This window comes from Pseudomonas sp. PH1b (assembly GCF_000633395.1).
GTDB lineage: Bacteria > Pseudomonadota > Gammaproteobacteria > Pseudomonadales > Pseudomonadaceae > Aquipseudomonas.
Map to the genome: position 1 here is coordinate 22104 of NZ_AYMU01000008.1, position 16137 is coordinate 38240.

General features: G+C 63.4%; 14 protein-coding genes, 1 pseudogene and 1 riboswitch. Of the genes and pseudogenes, 11 read left to right on the forward strand and 4 right to left on the reverse strand.

Annotated features, from left to right (window positions below; genetic code table 11):
* Positions 1 to 126: 126 nt before the first annotated feature.
* From U873_RS0114480 to U873_RS0114510, 7 genes are read left to right on the forward strand one after another with little or no spacing between them, the layout of a single operon-like run.
* Positions 127 to 2304, forward strand: a complete 2178-nt coding sequence (locus U873_RS0114480; protein ID WP_025128940.1) for a type VI secretion system Vgr family protein — start codon at positions 127 to 129, stop codon at positions 2302 to 2304.
* Between the two features lie 18 nt (positions 2305 to 2322).
* Positions 2323 to 2763: a DUF6484 domain-containing protein gene (locus U873_RS0114485; protein WP_025128941.1), complete on the forward strand. Its 441-nt coding sequence runs from the start codon at positions 2323 to 2325 to the stop codon at positions 2761 to 2763.
* A gap of 15 nt (positions 2764 to 2778) precedes the next feature.
* Complete coding sequence (locus tag U873_RS0114490) at positions 2779 to 3894, forward strand: DUF2169 domain-containing protein (RefSeq protein ID WP_025128942.1); 1116 nt, start codon at positions 2779 to 2781, stop codon at positions 3892 to 3894.
* Positions 3891 to 4928 (forward strand): beta-ketoacyl synthase N-terminal-like domain-containing protein, encoded by a 1038-nt coding sequence (locus tag U873_RS0114495; RefSeq protein WP_025128943.1) that lies wholly within the window; start codon positions 3891 to 3893, stop codon positions 4926 to 4928. Before U873_RS0114490 ends, U873_RS0114495 begins: the two co-directional genes overlap by 4 nt.
* Positions 4928 to 6118: a PAAR-like domain-containing protein gene (locus tag U873_RS0114500; protein WP_025128944.1), complete on the forward strand. Its 1191-nt coding sequence runs from the start codon at positions 4928 to 4930 to the stop codon at positions 6116 to 6118. The genes U873_RS0114495 and U873_RS0114500 overlap by 1 nt, the downstream gene beginning before the upstream one ends.
* A 23-nt stretch (positions 6119 to 6141) precedes the next feature.
* Positions 6142 to 7068: a hypothetical protein gene (locus U873_RS0114505; RefSeq protein WP_025128945.1), complete on the forward strand. Its 927-nt coding sequence runs from the start codon at positions 6142 to 6144 to the stop codon at positions 7066 to 7068.
* A gap of 42 nt (positions 7069 to 7110) precedes the next feature.
* Entirely contained in the window at positions 7111 to 8388 is a 1278-nt protein-coding gene (locus tag U873_RS0114510; RefSeq protein ID WP_025128946.1) for a TIGR02270 family protein, read from the forward strand.
* A 64-nt stretch (positions 8389 to 8452) separates the two neighbouring features.
* On the opposite strand, the gene U873_RS0114515 is transcribed toward U873_RS0114510, so the two are convergent.
* From U873_RS0114515 to U873_RS0114525, 3 genes are all read right to left on the reverse strand, one after another.
* A complete protein-coding gene (locus tag U873_RS0114515; protein ID WP_157838085.1) occupies positions 8453 to 8968 on the reverse strand; it encodes a hypothetical protein in 516 nt (171 codons plus the stop codon).
* The gene (locus U873_RS0114520) at positions 8940 to 9251 is read right to left on the reverse strand and encodes a hypothetical protein (protein WP_025128948.1); all 312 of its coding nucleotides are present in this window, start codon (positions 9249 to 9251) and stop codon (positions 8940 to 8942) included. The genes U873_RS0114515 and U873_RS0114520 overlap by 29 nt, the downstream gene beginning before the upstream one ends.
* Positions 9252 to 9343: 92 nt before the next feature.
* Positions 9344 to 9940 carry a hypothetical protein gene (locus tag U873_RS0114525; protein WP_025128949.1) on the reverse strand — a complete coding sequence of 199 codons (597 nt, stop codon included), beginning with the start codon at positions 9938 to 9940 and terminating at the stop codon, positions 9344 to 9346.
* A 168-nt stretch (positions 9941 to 10108) separates the two neighbouring features.
* Positions 10109 to 10314: riboswitch (cobalamin riboswitch) on the forward strand.
* Between the two features lie 173 nt (positions 10315 to 10487).
* Between U873_RS0114525 and U873_RS0114530 the strand changes: the two genes are divergently transcribed.
* The gene (locus U873_RS0114530; protein ID WP_051586081.1) at positions 10488 to 12572 is read left to right on the forward strand and encodes a TonB-dependent siderophore receptor; all 2085 of its coding nucleotides are present in this window, start codon (positions 10488 to 10490) and stop codon (positions 12570 to 12572) included.
* 208 nt (positions 12573 to 12780) lie between these two features.
* Entirely contained in the window at positions 12781 to 13359 is a 579-nt protein-coding gene (locus U873_RS0114535) for a hypothetical protein (protein ID WP_025128951.1), read from the forward strand.
* 165 nt (positions 13360 to 13524) lie between these two features.
* On the opposite strand, the gene ppk2 is transcribed toward U873_RS0114535, so the two are convergent.
* On the reverse strand, positions 13525 to 14346 hold the full coding sequence (gene ppk2 / locus U873_RS0114540) for a polyphosphate kinase 2 (protein ID WP_025128952.1): 822 nt from the start codon (positions 14344 to 14346) through the stop codon (positions 13525 to 13527).
* A gap of 277 nt (positions 14347 to 14623) precedes the next feature.
* On the opposite strand from ppk2, the gene U873_RS0114545 reads away from it, so the two are divergent.
* Both U873_RS0114545 and U873_RS0114550 read left to right on the forward strand, forming a co-directional pair.
* Positions 14624 to 14986: a DUF5064 family protein gene (locus tag U873_RS0114545; RefSeq protein ID WP_025128953.1), complete on the forward strand. Its 363-nt coding sequence runs from the start codon at positions 14624 to 14626 to the stop codon at positions 14984 to 14986.
* A gap of 551 nt (positions 14987 to 15537) precedes the next feature.
* Positions 15538 to 16125, forward strand: a pseudogene (locus tag U873_RS0114550) (DNA polymerase ligase N-terminal domain-containing protein); the annotation flags it as partial.
* Between the last annotated feature and the right edge of the window lie 12 nt (positions 16126 to 16137).

The window sequence follows — 16137 nt, forward strand, 5'->3', positions numbered from 1 at the left end:
AGCGCCGTTTGTGAGGCCGATAAGGAGATGACCTCTGTGGTGGATGTACAACAAAAGGCAGGCACGCCTTCCCCTCGCTTCAAGACGGCCAACTGACGCCCGAACCCGAGCCAGAGGAAGCCGTTGATGGCAATCACGCAAAACACTCGTTTGGTGCAGGTCGACAGCCCCCTGGGCGGCGATGTCCTGCTACTGCAAAGCATGGAAGGCAGCGAAGAGTTGGGACGCCTGTTCCATTATGAGCTGGACCTCACCTCCGAAGACCGGGCGATCAAGTTCGACCAGTTGCTGGGCAAGCCAATGGGCCTGGGCCTGGAACTGTACGGCGGCGGCCAACGCTACTTCCACGGGATTGTCAGCAGTTGCCGGCAATTGACCGGCCACGGCCAGTTCGCCGGTTACCGCGTCAGCCTGCGCCCCTGGTTCTGGCTGCTGACCCGCACCTCGGACTGCCGGATCTTCCAGAACAAGACCGTGCCGGACATCATCAAGCAGGTGTTTCGCGACCTCGGTTTCTCCGATTTCGAAGACAACCTCAGCGCCAGCTATCGGGAGTGGGAATACTGCGTCCAGTACCGTGAAACCAGCTTCGACTTCGTCAGCCGGTTGATGGAACAGGAAGGCATCTATTACTACTTCCGCCATGAAAAGTCCCGCCATGTGCTGGTCCTGGCGGACGCCTACGGCGCCCACTTCAGCGCACCGGGCTATGAATCGGTGCCGTTCTTCCCGCCCGATCAGCAAATGCGCGAGCGCGACCACTTCTACGATTGGCAAATGGCCCGAGAGGTCCAGCCCGGCTCGCTGGCACTGAACGACTATGACTTCCAGCGGCCCCGCGCCAGCCTGGAGGTGCGCTCCAGCGTGCCGCGCAACCACAGCAACGGCGACCACCCGCTCTACGACTACCCGGGTGAATACCTGCAATACAACGACGGCGAGCATTACGCGCGCACCCGCATCGAAGCCATTCACAGTCAGTTCGAGCGCGTGCAGTTGCGCGGTCGCACCCGTGGCCTGGGTTCCGGCCATCTGTTCAAGCTGACCGGCTATGACCGCGCGGACCAGAACCGCGAATACCTGGTGGTGGTCGCACGCTACCAGATCCGCCAGGAAGTCTATGAAAGCGGGCAACTGGACCTGGCCGAACAGTTCGTCAGCGAACTGGACTGCATGGATGCCAGCCAGGCCTTCCGCCCCCTGCCCCTGACCCCCATGCCGATTGTCCGCGGGCCGCAGACCGCCGTGGTGGTCGGCCCCAGCGGCGAGGAGATCTGGACCGACCAGTACGGCCGGGTCAAGGTGCACTTCCACTGGGATCGCCATGACCAATCCAACGAAAACAGCTCCTGCTGGATTCGCGTGTCCCAGTCCTGGGCCGGCAAGAACTGGGGATCGGTGCAGATCCCGCGGATCGGCCAGGAGGTCATCGTCAGCTTCCTGGAAGGCGACCCGGACCGACCGATCATCACCGGTCGGGTCTACAACGCCGAACAGACCGTGCCCTACAAGCTGCCGGCCAACGCCACCCAGAGCGGGGTGAAAAGCCGCTCCAGCAAGGACGGCTCACCGGCCAATTTCAATGAAATCCGCATGGAGGACAAGAAAGGCGCAGAGCAGCTGTTCATCCATGCCGAGAAGAACCAGGACATCGAGGTCGAGAACGACGAGACCCACTGGGTCGGCCATGACCGCAGCAAGACCATCGACAACGACGAGACCGTGCACGTCAAGCACGATCGGACCGAAACGGTGGACAACCACGAAACCATCACCATCGGCGTGAACCGCACCGAGGAAGTGGGCAACAACGAGAAGATCACCATCGGCGCCAATCGCACCGAGCACGTGGTCAGCAACGAAACCATCACCATCGGTGCCAACCGCACGGAAAAGGTCGGCGCCAACGAAAAGATCAGCATCGCCAGCAACCGCACCGAGGATGTCGGCGGCAACGAGACCATCGACATCTCCGGCAACCGCGACGAGACAGTCCAGGGCAACGAAGGGATCGAGATCAACGGCAACCAGAGCACCCGGATCGGCCAGAACGAGTCTCGTGAGGTTTCCCGCAACCGCGGCACGCAGATCGGGCAAAGCGACAACCTGGACGTCGGCAAGCACTTTTCCCTGACCGCCGGCGACTCCATCAGCCTGACCACCGGCGCGGCCAGCATCACCTTGAAGAAAGACGGCACCATCGTCATCAGCGGCAAGAACATCACCATCGACGGCTCGGGTGCCATCAACGTCAAGGCCAACCGTAACGTGGTGATCAAAGGACAGAAGATCCTGCAGAACTAGGACAGTGGAGGTTTCTAAATGACGGTTCAGCACTCACTACCCGCCCAGGCGCGCATCGACTCGGTGATCATCGGCACCCTGCTCGAGCTGCCCGACGCCAGCGCGCCCAGGGTCACCTACCCGGGCTGCCACAGCAGCGCCGGTGTAATCGCTCGTTGCACCGCGTTGCTGAGTACCGCGGACATCGGCAGCCAGGTGGCCCTCATGTTCGAAGGCGGTGACCCGCTGCGCCCACTGGTGATCGGTCGCCTGCTCGGCGCCCTGCCCGCTCCCGTCGCCAGTGTGCGGCTGGATGAGCAATGCCTGGAGTTGAGCGCCGAACGCGAGATCGTGCTGCGTTGCGGCAAGGCCAGCATCACCCTGACCCGCGCCGGCAAGGTGATCATCCAGGGGGCCTACCTGTCCAGCCGCTCCAGCGGGGTCAACCGCATCAAGGGTGGCTCGGTGCAGATCAACTAGACAGGTATCCGCTCCATGGAACTGCTCAATGCCAGCCCCCTGGTCACGGCCTATACCCTCGGGGTGGCGCGCGATGGCCGCGAATCCCTGGTCGTGGTGGCCAAGGGTACTTTCAATCTGCCCCTGGACGGCCGCGCCGCGACACTTGCCGCGCACCAGCCGCCGCTGCTGATGGCCGACACCTTTTTCGGCGAACCGGGCCTCAGCGCCCCCTCGCAGGAAATGGACTTCGCCCCGTTCAAGCCATTTTGCGATGTGCTGGTGTGCGGCAAGGCCCATGCCCCCGGCGGGCGCCCCGTGACGCAATTGACCGCGGGCATACGCGTGGGCCGGATGAGCAAGGCCTTTTCCGTCCTTGGCCCCAGGCACTGGCAGCCAGGGGTGCTGGGCGTTGCCCCCGGGGTCCCCCAGCCCTTTACCCAACAGAGCATCACCTATGCCCAGGCCTATGGGGGCTCCCACCCCATGGCCAACGCTCCCGAGATGCGCCACGGTTTCCCGGACAACCCCAGCGGTTGCGGCTGGTTTCCCCGTGGCACCGATGACCTGGACATCGTTGGCCGGCCCATGCCCAGCACCGAGGAGTTGGGCAAGCCGATCGACAGCCCCTTTGGCGACTTTCGCCCCATGGCCCTCGGCCCCATCGGCCGCAGCTGGCCGCAACGCGCGCGCTACGCCGGTACCTACGACGATGCCTGGCTGGCCGACAGCTTTCCGTTTCTGCCGGAGGATTTCGATACCCGCTACTTCCAGGCAGCCCCCGAAGACCAACAGATCGACTACCTGCGCGGCGGTGAAGAGGTGCTGTTGCTCAACCTCAGCGCCCAGGAGCGTGCCGGGTTTCGTATCCCCGAAATGGAGGTGCCGGTGACTTTTTTCCTGAAAAAAGGCGGTCACGAGACCGTGTCGGCGGTGATCGACACCCTGCTGATCGACACCGACACCGCCCAGGTGCAGTTGACCTGGCGTATCTCGCGCCCGCTACGGCGCAATGTGTTCGAGATAGCCCAGGTGCTGGTCGGCACCATGCCCACCGGCTGGTGGCGCGCCCGGGAACTGGGCAAGGACTACTACCCCTCGCTCGGCGCCCTGGTCAAAGCCAGGCGCGCCACGGAGGACAGCCACGGATGAATGCCCTTAGCATTATCGGCTCCGGCATGGTCAGCGCCGTCGGCCTCAGTGCCCCGGCGAGTTGCGCGGCGATCCGCTGCGCCATCGACAATTTCCAGGAAACCCGCTTCATCGACCGCGCTGGCGAATGGCTGATGGCGGCCAGTGTGCCGCTGGAGCAGCCCTGGCGCGGCCGCACCAAACTGATCAAGATGGCCGCCCGGGCCATTGCCGAGGCCCTGCACAGCACCCCCGGGCTGGTCCCGGAACAGACCCCGCTGCTGCTGGGGCTGGCGGAAGGCGAACGCCCGGGACGGCTCAAGGATCTGGACAGGACGCTGCTGCACGCCATCGAAGACGAACTGGGCCTGCGCTTCCACCCTGCCTCCAGCATCATCGTTCACGGCCGGGTCAGCGCTGCCGTGGCCCTGCTCGAGGCGCGCAAGCTGCTCTACCAGGGAGGGCATCGCCACGTACTGGTGGCCGGCGTCGACTCGTTCCTCAGCGCCGCGACCCTGACCGCCTTCGAACAACGGGAGCGCCTGCTGACCAGCCAGAATTCCAACGGTTTCATCCCGGGTGAAGGCGCCGCGGCCGTGGTGCTGGCGGCGCCTGTCGCCAGCGAACAGCCGCAACTGCTCTGCATCGGCCTGGGTTTTGGCATGGAAAAGGCCACGGTGGAGGCCGAAGACCTGCCGCTGCGCGCAGACGGCCTGACCCAGGCGGTGCGGGCGGCCCTCGGCGAAGCCGGCTGCGGCCTGGAGCAGATGGATTATCGCCTGACGGATATTTCCGGCGAGCAGTATTACTTCAAGGAAGCGTCCCTGGCCCTGAGCCGCAACCTGCGGGTGCGCAAGGAGTTCTTCCACCTCTGGCATCCCGCTGACTGCATCGGCGAAGTCGGCGCGGCCATCGGCCCGGCCATGCTCGCCGTGGCACTGGCCGCCAGCCGCAAGGGCTATGGCGAGGGACCGAAGATTTTCTGCCACCTGGGCAACGATGCCGGACAACGGGCCGTCGCCCTGCTCAGCTACCAGACAGTGAGGGCTGCCTGATGGCCAACCAGGTGTTTGCCAACAATATGGAAGTGTCCTGCAAGTCGGCCGACGGCAAGTCGATCGCCTGCTTCCCGGATGTCTGTTTCACCCCGCCCCAGGCCCCGCCTACCCCGCTGGGCGTGCCCATCCCCTACCCCAACACCGGCATGGCCAAGGACACCACCAAGGGCACGCGGACGGTGAAGATCACCCGCAAGGAAGTGATGCTCAAGGACCAGAGCTTCTTCAAGACCAGCTATGGGGATGAGGCTGGAAACGCACCGAAGAAGGGTGTCGTCACCAGCCGCAACAAGGGCAAGGTGTATTTCACCTCCTGGTCGATGGATGTGAAGTACGAAGGCAAGAACGTCGTCCGGCACATGGACCTGACCACCCACAACCATGCCTCTCAACCGGGCAATACCATGCCCTGGCCCTACACCGACCGCATGGCGATGGCCAAGGACCTGGCCCAGTGCGAGGGCGAAAGAAAGCGCGCGAAAGACGCCTGCAAGGACACCGAGCAGAAAATGATCTGCCCGGATATCAGCAAGCTGCAGGCCGCGACCAAGGCCAGGAAGGCTGCCAAGGACGCCGCAGGCGACGGGTTCAAGGACAACCTGGCCTACGCGGCCAAGCACGCCGAGGTCCAGAGCGAATATTCGTCCCTGGCGCAAACCATCAACGCCGATCCTTGTCAGAAAGCCATGCGCTGTTTTCTCGTGCCTTTCAAGCCCAACCGATGCTGCCCGGGACAGACCGGCGACCACCTTATCGACTCGGCGTCCTTTACCGACGGGCCGGCCTTTCCCGGCCAGCCCAGAAGCAAGCACCCGACCAAAGCCGGCTGGAGCAAATACATGACCGACAAGGCCCCGGTCATGTGTGCGGAGGGGCCCAACCAGACCACCGCGACCCACGGCCAGATGCATACCCGGCGTGGGGTGGTGGCCCTGCACGAGGCCGATGCGAAGGGTGAATGGCCTAGGTCCAAGGCGACCCATACAGGGGCCAAGGCGGCGAAGAAAACCTTTCCAGATTCAGACTGCAGCCAGGAGTGCCTGGAAGCCCAGTTGAACAGTTATCACGACAAGGCCAAGGACCCTGGGCCAGAGAAACCGATCAACGCTAGTGCGTCGATGACCAGTGATCCGCATGAGCGTGGCAAGGCGGTGGCCGAGATGTTCGCCAGTGAGTCTGCCCGTTAATTCATTTACACCCGGAGAGCAACATGGATACACGAGATCCACGATTCAGCGGACTGAGCATTACGACTGGAGCTGTTCGCTATTCAGACCTGAGTTATTTGATTGCCACCAACGACGCCTCTGTCAGTGAAGGTTACGCCGACTCACTGCTGTTCACCCTGGATCGTGGAACCTGGGGCGCCGGCACCGTGCCCTGGCTTGCCTGTTCCGGAACCGTCTGCCACGTGCCGGCCGAACGTTACCTGGTGCTGGGCACCGATGGTTCGGTACGGGCCAGTGGCGGCGGCGTAGTCAAGGAGGAGGCCCCCATCGCAACCTGCGGCGTCGACCCGAAAAAGCGCGGCCCCCTTCGTGAAATCCGCGGTATCGCCAAAGGTCGCGCCTATGCCGTGGGCACTTGCCGGCAGGCCTATGTACGCGACGGCGAAGACCAGTGGCGCTGCATCGACCAGAGCGCCCAGGGCGGCGACACCCCGATCACCGACACCAGCTTCGAGTCCATCGATGGGTTCAGCGAGCAGGAAATCTATACCGTCGGCTGGGAAGGCGAAATCTGGAAGTACGACGGCGCTCGCTTCACCCAGCAGAACAGTCCCACCAACCTGGCGCTGTACAAGGTTCGCTGCGCGCCGGACGGTTATGTCTATGCCTGTGGCCAGCTCGGAACCCTGCTGCGGGGCCGCGACGAGCAATGGGAAGTGATCGAGCATGACAGCACCCGGGAAGACCTCTGGGGCATGGAGGTGTTCGACGGACAGCTGTACCTGTCTTCCACCCATTTCGTCTATCGCCTCGAGGACGGCAAGCTCAAGCCCGTGGACTTTGGCGACGAGGCTCCACAGAGCTGCTATCACCTGAGTGCGGCCGACGGCATCCTTTGGTCCATCGGGCCCAAGGATGTCATGGAGTTCGACGGTTCGAGCTGGACCCGGCGCCTGCGCATTGACTAACCCCACAGCCCCAGCCGGCCTCTGCACCAGGAACGACGCTTGATGAACACACTGCCGCTGGTCCTTGACCTGCATGCCGAAGAAGCCGCTTTCCTCGCCCTGCTGCGGGATCATGCATTGCGCGCACCGCATTACGACCTGGATGACCTCGACAAGCTGGACCAGCGCATCGACGCGCATCTCGACGGCCTGCGCATTGCCGGTGCACGGGGCCAGGAGGTCCTGCTGGCGCAGCTCGGGCCTCGGGCCGTCGGTGAGATGTTCGCCAGTGTGGTGCTGGCCTTCGAGGCCGAGGATGCGCCCCTGTTGGCGCGGCTCAGCGAACACTTGAGAACCGCGGTGGACACCGAGCGCGGTTACCTGATGGCCCTGGGCTGGCTCGACTGGCAGTGCCTGTTGCCCTGGATCGAATCCATGCTCGCCTCCTCCGAGCCGCTGTTCCGCCGTCTTGGCCTGGCGGCCTGCGGCATGCATCGCTACGACCCCGGCCCGGCCCTGCTGGCCGGGCTTTGCGCTGCCGAGCCCCAGCTGCTGGCCCGCGCCGCCCGTACTGCCGGCGAACTGCGCCGGCATGACCTGATGGCGAACATTCGCCTGCATCGCCTGCATCAGGAGGACGCCACGCGCTTCTGGGCCAACTGGGCCACCGCGCAGATGGGTGATCAGAGCGCCCTGGAACTGCTGCGCCCGTTCGCCGAGCAACCGGGGGAATTCCAGTACCGTGCGCTCTGCGTGTTGCTGGCCTGGCAACAGCGTGAGCCGAGCATTGCCTGGATACGCCAGTTGCTCGAGCATCCCGAACAACGCCGCATCGGCATCCAGGCCATTGGCCTGCTGGGTGATCCGGCTGGCGTGCCCTGGCTGATCCAGCAGATGAGCGAGCCGCCTTATGCCCGGGTCGCTGGCGAAGCCTTCAGCCTGATCACCGGCGCTGACCTGGCGTTGCTCGACCTGGAGCTGCAGGACCCGCCGGACTTCGATGCCGGCCCGAATGACGACCCGCACGATGCCCATGTCGCCATGGACCCCGATGAGAACCTGCCCTGGCCCGCGCCACAGGCCATCGCTGCCTGGTGGCAAGCCCATGGCGGTCATTTCCAGGCGGGGGTCGGTTACATAGGGGGGCTGGCGCAGAACCAGAACAATTTTCGCCAGGTGCTTGCCCGAGGCCAGCAGCGCCAACGCCTAGCCGCCGCCTGTGGCTTGGCCCGCTTTCAGCCGAACGAAGCGCTGTTTCCCACCAGCGCACCGACACGGCGACAGCAGAGGCTTTTGGGAAACACGGCGAAGTCCGGGCGATGGACCGGGGCCAATGCCTGACTGCCGCGGCGCTGATCGGCGCTCCCGGATCGACAGCAGCTCGGCGCCGCCAAGCAAGGCTTGCTCAGGTTGATGCGTAGGTTCTCAGGCAACACTCGAAGATCCCGACACCGCGATCCTCGCTGTAATCAATGGAGAGTTGTGTGCAAAAGTCGCTGCTGATCAGCCGGACCTCATCGCTTTTGGCTTGATCAAAGTCGAACCCTGTACAAAGGCTACGCGCGCTTTCCAGCCTGTAGGCTCCGCAGTATTTCCAGTCGTCATCGATCAGCAGATAGACCCTGCGATCAGCCATTCTGGATGAAGCAAAATCAAGGCTTGCAGCGGCCGAAGCAAACTCCAGCGGCTCGCAGCTGCTTTCATTGCGGGCCTGCAGCTCGCTGATCAGCTTGTCTGTTTCAGGCAGGCGCAAAAGCCGCGCCGGATCGAAGTCCGAGTGCAGAAGCAGCTCGATTTTGTCCTTGTAGCCGGCCAGGCGTTTTTTCCCTTGAGCCTTTCGATAAAGGATTGCTCTTGAGTAGCAAGCAGAGTTCATTGGCAGCACTCGGTTTTCAAACAGCAGGCCCTGCGCTTGGGTCAATGCAGGCCGCAAGCAGCTCGTGTTTGATCAGCTCTTTTCTGGCAGCGCTCTGATCGGCCCCGGTCATGTCCCACAGGTAAAAGCCTCGCCGTTGCTTTGCCAACAGCGCTTTCTCATAGCCTTTCTCGGCAAACTTGACGACCTTGCCCGATGGACTGCCATAGCGCTGGATCGGCAACTGCATCAGTCCAAACCACTGTCGCAGCAGCCCACTGACCTCCGTCAGGCTAACCGCGGCGTTACTCTTCAGCTGCGCGGCAAAGAAGTTGTAGTCCTGGCTCATGCCTTTTATCTCTTGGTCCTTGAGGTCATCGATGGTGCTCCGATCCTGGTCGGGGTTGTGCTGGACAGGCGTCCTGCTCCCCGTTCGCGGGCCTACCCCAGTTGCAGGAAAAACCCGCCGAGCTGGGCACCTGTCCGTGCTGCAAAGTCTTCATCGAGAAACAGGTAGCCCATGCCATCGGACAGAATGCCTTTGTGCGCAGGCAACGCCTGGTCCAGGTCGCCCCCATAGATCGACAGCCTCCGGCGCCCTGCAGGAAAGGACAGCGCCGACTGCAACCAGGCATCCACGCCATCCAGCTTGGAAGCCAGGTTCTCATCATCGTCAGGATCAGCGTTCGCCAACAGGCGGATGCTTCCCCGTTCCAGCAGTGGCGCTGGCGCCTCATGGCGTTCAGCTGCGGCGCGCAGGTAACCCATGACCACTGCTTCGCAGGCACCCTCCCGGGCACGCAGCCTTCGGTAGTGGGCCACCTCGCCGGGCTGATAGGGGATGAACAGCGAAACCCAGTAGCCGCTGCCCTTCAATGCCGGGCAAAACCAGCTGCCTGGAATCGCCAGCAAGTGGGTCAAGGGCACTCCTTCAGCGTCACGTGGCCAAGCCAGCGCCTGTGGCAGGCAGGCCCCGCCTCCCGCATAGGCAGCGTCGCCGGCAGGCGGCTCGGGGCTGAAGAGCAACTCGTCAAACATCCGTGTCTCTCCGTTCGGTTGTCGCCGGCATCGGCAGCCGAGTGAATGGGCTGTGCCGCCGATCAGGCGGCGCGCAGATTACCACGGTCAACGGGTTATTCCGTACAGCCCGCCTCCTGCCCGCCCTACTGGCCTGATGCCATTGACGAGATCCCCTCAAGGGTGGTCCCATGCGCGCCAGTTTCAGGTGTCCCATGTCGTCGTGCATGGGGTTAAACGGGAAGCCGGTGCGTCATTTCGATGATCAGTCCGGCGCTGCCCCCGCAACGGTAAGCGAGCGAAGCATTCGACAGACCACTGTGCCAAGGCATGGGAAGGTGAATGCTTCATGCCCCTCGCAAGCCCGGAGACCGGCCTGCAACTTCGTTTGACAACCCCGCGGTGGGCGGGCGCAGTCCGGTTTGCGTGGGCGCGGCTGCCCGCGATTCCCTATGCGTTGTTCCCTCCGGGATTCATTCATTCCTTATCAGTAGTAGGAATCATGTCCCGTAACTCTCTGTTTCAACATCTGGCGAATCCTTCGCTGCGTTTTACCCTATTGCCGTGCATGGCCATGTGCACCTCGGTTTTCGCGCAGGAGCAATCCTCCCTGGCGTTGCCCGAGACTCAGGTCAGCGGGGTTTCAGAGCACTTTGAACTGCCCCTGAATACGCCCCTGCCCGCCGGCTCCCGTCTCAACCTGAGCGCCCTGGAGACACCGGCCAGCACCAGCAGCCTCGGCAGCGACGCCATCCTTAACCGCAACAACCTGACCGTGCAGGACGCCGTCACCCGTTCACCGGGCATCACCAGCGCGGCCACGCCGGGCAATGGCAACACCGCGCTGTCGGCCCGCGGCTTTACCGGACACACCTCGGTCATGACCCTGTTCGACGGCGCACGCCTGTACACCGGCGCCGGCAGCCAGACCTTTCCGGTGGACCCGTGGATGATCGAGCGCATCGACGTGATTCGCGGCCCGGCTTCGGTGCTGTATGGCGAAGGGGCCACCGGCGCGGTGATCAATGTGATCCCCAAGAAGCCCTTCGACGGTGACATCCGCAACCGCCTGCGCCTGGGGTATGGCTCCAATGATCGCCAGCAACTGGGCCTGGACAGTGGCGGTTCGCTGAGTGACACCCTCAGCTATCGCCTGACCCTCAACCAGCAACAGAGCAATGGCTGGGTGGATCATGGCGAATCCCGCAACCTGGCGCTCAGCGCCGCGCTGCGTTGGCAGGCCAGCGATGACCTGAGCTTCACCCTGGCCCATGAACGGGGCGAGAGCGAACCCTCGAACTATTTCGGCACCCCGCTGATCGCAGGCCAGTACCGCGACAGCCTGCGGGACAAGAACTACAACCTGCGCAACGCCGTGCAGCGTTACAACGACGAGTGGACCCGTTTCAATACCGACTGGCAGCTCAGCGACGACGTCAGCGCCAGCAACCAGCTCTACTACATCAAGAGCCGCCGCCACTGGCGGAACGCCGAGGCCTACAACTGGATCAGCGCCCGGGACCAGTTGCTGCGCGGTGACTACCTGGAGATCAAGCACGACCAGGAACAGATCGGCGACCGCCAGAGCTTTACCTTCAATCACTCGCTGTTCGGCCTGGACAGCAGGACCGTGGTCGGCCTGGAGTACAACCGGATCCGCTTCGGGGTGGCCAACAACTCGCCCTACAAGGACCTGGGGGGCGACTACATCGCCCCCTGGAACCCTGCTCCCGGTTACTTCCAGAGTCAGTCGCCGTTCTCGGCGCAGACCGAAAGCACGACCCGCACCTTTGCCCTGTTTGCCGAAAACCGCCTGCAGCTGTCGGAGCGCTGGTCCCTGGTCACCGGCATTCGCCGCGACCAGAACCACATCGACCGCAATGACCTGCGGGCCGATTCCCGCAGCGACCGCAGCCTGAGCGGTGGCAACTGGCGAGCCGGCCTGGTGTTTGCCGTCACCGACCAGCTCTCCCTGTATGGCCAGTACTCCACCAGCGAAGATGGGGTCAACAACCTGATCAGCCTGAGCCCGAGTCAGCAGCAGTTGGACCTGACCGAATCCAAGCAGACCGAATTCGGCCTCAAGCAGCAGTTCTGGAACGGCCGTGGCGAATGGACCCTGGCGGCCTACCACATCGTCAAGAAGAAGCTCCTGACCACCGACCCGGTCACGCGCCTGGCGCAACAGGTTGGCCAACAATCCTCCGACGGCCTTGAGGCCTCCCTGGAACTGGCCCTGGAGCAGGGCTGGAAGGTCTCGGGCAACGCCTCGGTGGTGCGTGCCGAATACGATGACTTCAATGAAATGGTCGGCGCAAAACCGCTGTCTCGCGCAGGCAACCGCCCCACCAATGTGCCGCGACGCACCGCCAACCTGTGGCTCAACAAGGCGCTGACCCAGAGCCTGGAGGCCGGCATGGGCCTGCGCTACGTCGACGCCCGTTATGCCAACACTGCCAACACCGTCGATGTCCCGGGCTACACGGTGCTGGATGCCAACCTGGGCTGGCAGGCCCTGCCCGATGTGCGCCTGGGCCTGCAGTTGAACAACCTGCTGGATCGGCGTTACGCCGTGGCCCAGCAGAACAGCGGCCAGCAATGGTTGATGGGCGAGCCCCGTTCATTCTTTGTAACCGCGGACTATAGCTTCTGACCCAACGACTGCCGGCGGCCTGCTGGTCGCCGGCAGCCTCTGCCAATCGAGGTTGCACACCGGCCTGGCGCCGCTTTCCCTTGGTCCAGCGCCTGTACCTGCTTGCGCTGCCAGCAGCGCCACCCCATCGCCAATCAATGTCTATGCTCTGACAGGCGCACTTTGTGCGCCGTCCCCGGATCTTCTCCACCACATGGAAAGCAACCCTATGAAACCGCTCCGCACGCTTGCGTACGCTGGTGCCTTCGCCTCGACCCTGTTCACCTGGGGCCTGAGCGCTCATGCCGCAGACATCCCCCTGGGCAGCCAAGCCATGGAGGGGCATATCGTCACCCAGGTTCTGGCGGTGGACCCGGCCAACTACCAGGTCACGGTAGAAGGCCTGGACAAGAGCCCGGTGCCGATCCAGCTCACGGACCAGGCCAAGGCCCTGCACAACCTGAAAGTCGGCGACAAGGTCGACATACAGGTCATGCGCTCGGTCGCCTACGTGCTCGACACCAACGTTGGCGGCGCCCCCGGGGTCAGCAACGAAACGGTGACGGTGCGTGCCACCCCGGACAATCCCAACCCGGGTGGCGAGGCTATTCGCCGGGTCAAGGTCACCTCGAAGATCACCCAGATCGACTTGAACCAGCATGAGGTGACCTTGCTGCCGCCGGAAGGCAAAGTCAGGGTCCTCAAGGTTGAGGATCCTGACCTCCAGGTCCGCATGAAGAAACTCCAGGTCGGTCAGACCGTCGATGCCATCTACACCGAAGTGCTGAAAGTCAAAACCTCACGCTAGGCACGTGCATGCGCCCGCAACCGCCGGGCGCGGTCGAGCAGGCGCGTGGCGCCGGACGAGCGCTGGAAAGGCATGCGCGCGGATCGGCCATAGACACCGCTCATGCCCCTGCCCTGCGCTGAGGATAAGCACAGGGCCTGGGGCCGCGGCTGTTGGCACAGGCTGTCAGAACTTCTCCGGGATATGCCGGTACGGATAGTCCGCCTCGCGGTAGCCGTCCGGCTTCTGGCGCTTGGGCAGGGTCACCTTGGCGCGGGGCACGGCCTTGTACGGAATGCGGCTGAGCAGGTCGGTGATGATGTTGAGCCGGGCCCGGCGCTTGTCGTTGGAGTCGGCCACCAGCCAGGGGCCGTACTCGGTGTCGGTGGCCTTGATCATCGCGTCCCTTGCCCGCGAGTAGTCATACCAACGGCTATAGGACTTGAGGTCCATAGGCGTCAGCTTCCAGATTTTCCGCCCGTCCTTGATCCGCGCTTGAAGCCGGCGGGTCTGTTCCTCCTCGCTGACCTCCAGCCAGTACTTGAGCAGGATCACCCCCGAGTCGACGATGGCCCGCTCCACCAGCGGCACGGACTTGAGGAAGTTGTCGGCCTGGGCTGGAGTACAGAACCCCATCACGCGCTCGACCCCTGCCCGGTTGTACCAACTGCGATCGAAGATCACCACTTCACCGGCGGCGGGCAGATGCGGCACATAGCGCTGCAGGTACATCTGGCTCTTTTCCCGATCGGTAGGCGCAGGCAACGCCACCACCCGGAACACCCGCGGGCTGACCCGCTCGGTAAGCGCCTTGATCGTCCCACCCTTGCCGGCACCGTCGCGCCCCTCGAAGATGATGCAGATCTTGATGCCCTTGTGCATCACCCACTGCTGCAACTTGACCAACTCCACATGCAGCTGCTGCAGGTGAGCCAGGTAGTCCTTGTTCTTGAGCCTGGAGCGTTGGGGGCTGGTGCCCTTTGCGGCGAGCTTCTTACCTTTTGCCATGGTCAAAGCCTCACAAGTACAGGTCACTGGTTGACAATGACCAGGCTTGAAGGTCCAGACTCTGGTCGCGTATGTCCGGCTCGGGCACAGGGAAAACCTCTGTCGGCGCGGGCCGGTTTGAGTGTAGTGCGAAACAGTCCGCTGACGATTCTGGGCCGTGATTTCGCGGGAACCCCTTGCAATTCCTGGCCCCCGAATCGCACTTTACAAAGCCTCAAAACACACTAACGTCCAGATGAAAGTAGATCATCTGGGTCTATCGCGAGGAGAGATGACAATGGCTACGTTCGAACCCGGACACCTGCATATCGAGCGCCATGCGCTGAACAAGGACGACGTCAGCTACAACCTGTGCATCGACTACCAAGTCACCCAGGACCCCAGGGAAGGCAAGGGCATGCTGTTCACCATGCATGGCAGCATCCAGGGCAAGGAGCTGAAGGAAACCTTCTACCTGCCCAAGGACCAGGCCTACAACTTCGCCAGCAACGTGACCAAGATCGCCGAGAAATACGGCATTCCCAAGGCCATGAGCAGCATCGGCTCGATCCACAAGCACTACGACGCCATGTTCGAAGATGTGCGGGTACAGCTGAACATGAAGTCTGGCGATCCGGTCAACCCTGAACATCTGGAATGAGCCGCTGCAGCGGTCTTAGATCCGTTGCCGCGGCATCACGGGCTGCAGTTGCTGCCGGGGCAGCCTCTCGGAGCCGCTGCGGGGATTTCCCGGATCGGTAGACGGATCAGGGTGAGCCGGTCCGTTGCTGCCGGTTCCCCTAGGGTATGGCGTAGATCTTGAACAACTGCCCGGGGTATTGCCGCCAGGTCTGCGCGGCGCTGCAGCAGGTTCGGCCCCCTGCCCCCTGTTGTCCGCAGGGCGGGCAAAAAATCAAACCTTTGCCTGGACCGGGGTTCCATCGTCAGGCGCCCCCCAGCGTCGCCCCTACTTCGAACAGGCCATTGTCCGGGCCTTGCTCAATCGCTGAGCGCTCCTGCGTCCCGGGCGGGTGATGTGCCGAACCGCGCCTTCTCCCGCCAATGGCCGGTGATTCTTATCGGCCACGCCTGCGACGGCCAGCGCGGCCGACACAGGCCAGGCAAGCAGATTGAACTCCGCCCTCCCCGGACTTTCCCAAGCAATAGAAGCCGGTTCGCCCAACGCTAGACAACGCTCTCTGGAGTATCTCAATGGCCCAGCCCCTCGATGAGCACCCGCACCCGCACCCACACGACGTCGACGCCACGCCGCAGCCCGCCAGCAAGTCGCTTCGCGGTGGCCCGGCAAAGGCATTGCAGTACTGCATCCAGCGGCATGACGCGAGCCACCTGCACTATGACTTTCGCCTGGAGCTGGACGGTGCCCTGAAGAGCTGGGCGATTCCCAAGGGGCCGTCCCTGGACCCCAGGGTCCGGCGTCTGGCAGTGCATGTCGAGGATCATTCGCTGGACTACGTCGATTTCGAAGGGCGCATCCCCGAAGGTCATTACGGCGCGGGCGAGGTGATTGTCTGGGACCGTGGGGTCTGGATTCCCGAGGGCGACTCGCATCAGGGGTATGCCAACGGCAGGCTGCGCTTTCGCCTGCAAGGGGCAAAGCTTCTGGGCAACTGGAGCTTGTTCCGGACCCGCATGGCCGGCAACCGGGAGCAGTGGCTGCTGGTCAAGTCTGCCGATCCCCAGGCCCGCCAGCAGGAAGACTACGACATTCTGCAGGCGCGCCCCCACAGCGTGCTCAGCGAGCGCACCTGGCTGGCGCCCAATAGCCAGTCGTCCAGACCGCAGTCCAGG

Coding starts and splice junctions, on each gene's coding strand:
- U873_RS0114480 (WP_025128940.1), top strand. CDS start 127: ATGGCAATCACGCAAAACACTCGTTTGGTGCAGGTCGACAGCCCCCTG.
- U873_RS0114485 (WP_025128941.1), top strand. CDS start 2,323: ATGACGGTTCAGCACTCACTACCCGCCCAGGCGCGCATCGACTCGGTG.
- U873_RS0114490 (WP_025128942.1), top strand. CDS start 2,779: ATGGAACTGCTCAATGCCAGCCCCCTGGTCACGGCCTATACCCTCGGG.
- U873_RS0114495 (WP_025128943.1), top strand. CDS start 3,891: ATGAATGCCCTTAGCATTATCGGCTCCGGCATGGTCAGCGCCGTCGGC.
- U873_RS0114500 (WP_025128944.1), top strand. CDS start 4,928: ATGGCCAACCAGGTGTTTGCCAACAATATGGAAGTGTCCTGCAAGTCG.
- U873_RS0114505 (WP_025128945.1), top strand. CDS start 6,142: ATGGATACACGAGATCCACGATTCAGCGGACTGAGCATTACGACTGGA.
- U873_RS0114510 (WP_025128946.1), top strand. CDS start 7,111: ATGAACACACTGCCGCTGGTCCTTGACCTGCATGCCGAAGAAGCCGCT.
- U873_RS0114520 (WP_025128948.1), bottom strand. CDS start 9,251: ATGAGCCAGGACTACAACTTCTTTGCCGCGCAGCTGAAGAGTAACGCC.
- U873_RS0114525 (WP_025128949.1), bottom strand. CDS start 9,940: ATGTTTGACGAGTTGCTCTTCAGCCCCGAGCCGCCTGCCGGCGACGCT.
- U873_RS0114530 (WP_051586081.1), top strand. CDS start 10,488: ATGGCCATGTGCACCTCGGTTTTCGCGCAGGAGCAATCCTCCCTGGCG.
- U873_RS0114535 (WP_025128951.1), top strand. CDS start 12,781: ATGAAACCGCTCCGCACGCTTGCGTACGCTGGTGCCTTCGCCTCGACC.
- ppk2 (WP_025128952.1), bottom strand. CDS start 14,346: ATGGCAAAAGGTAAGAAGCTCGCCGCAAAGGGCACCAGCCCCCAACGC.
- U873_RS0114545 (WP_025128953.1), top strand. CDS start 14,624: ATGGCTACGTTCGAACCCGGACACCTGCATATCGAGCGCCATGCGCTG.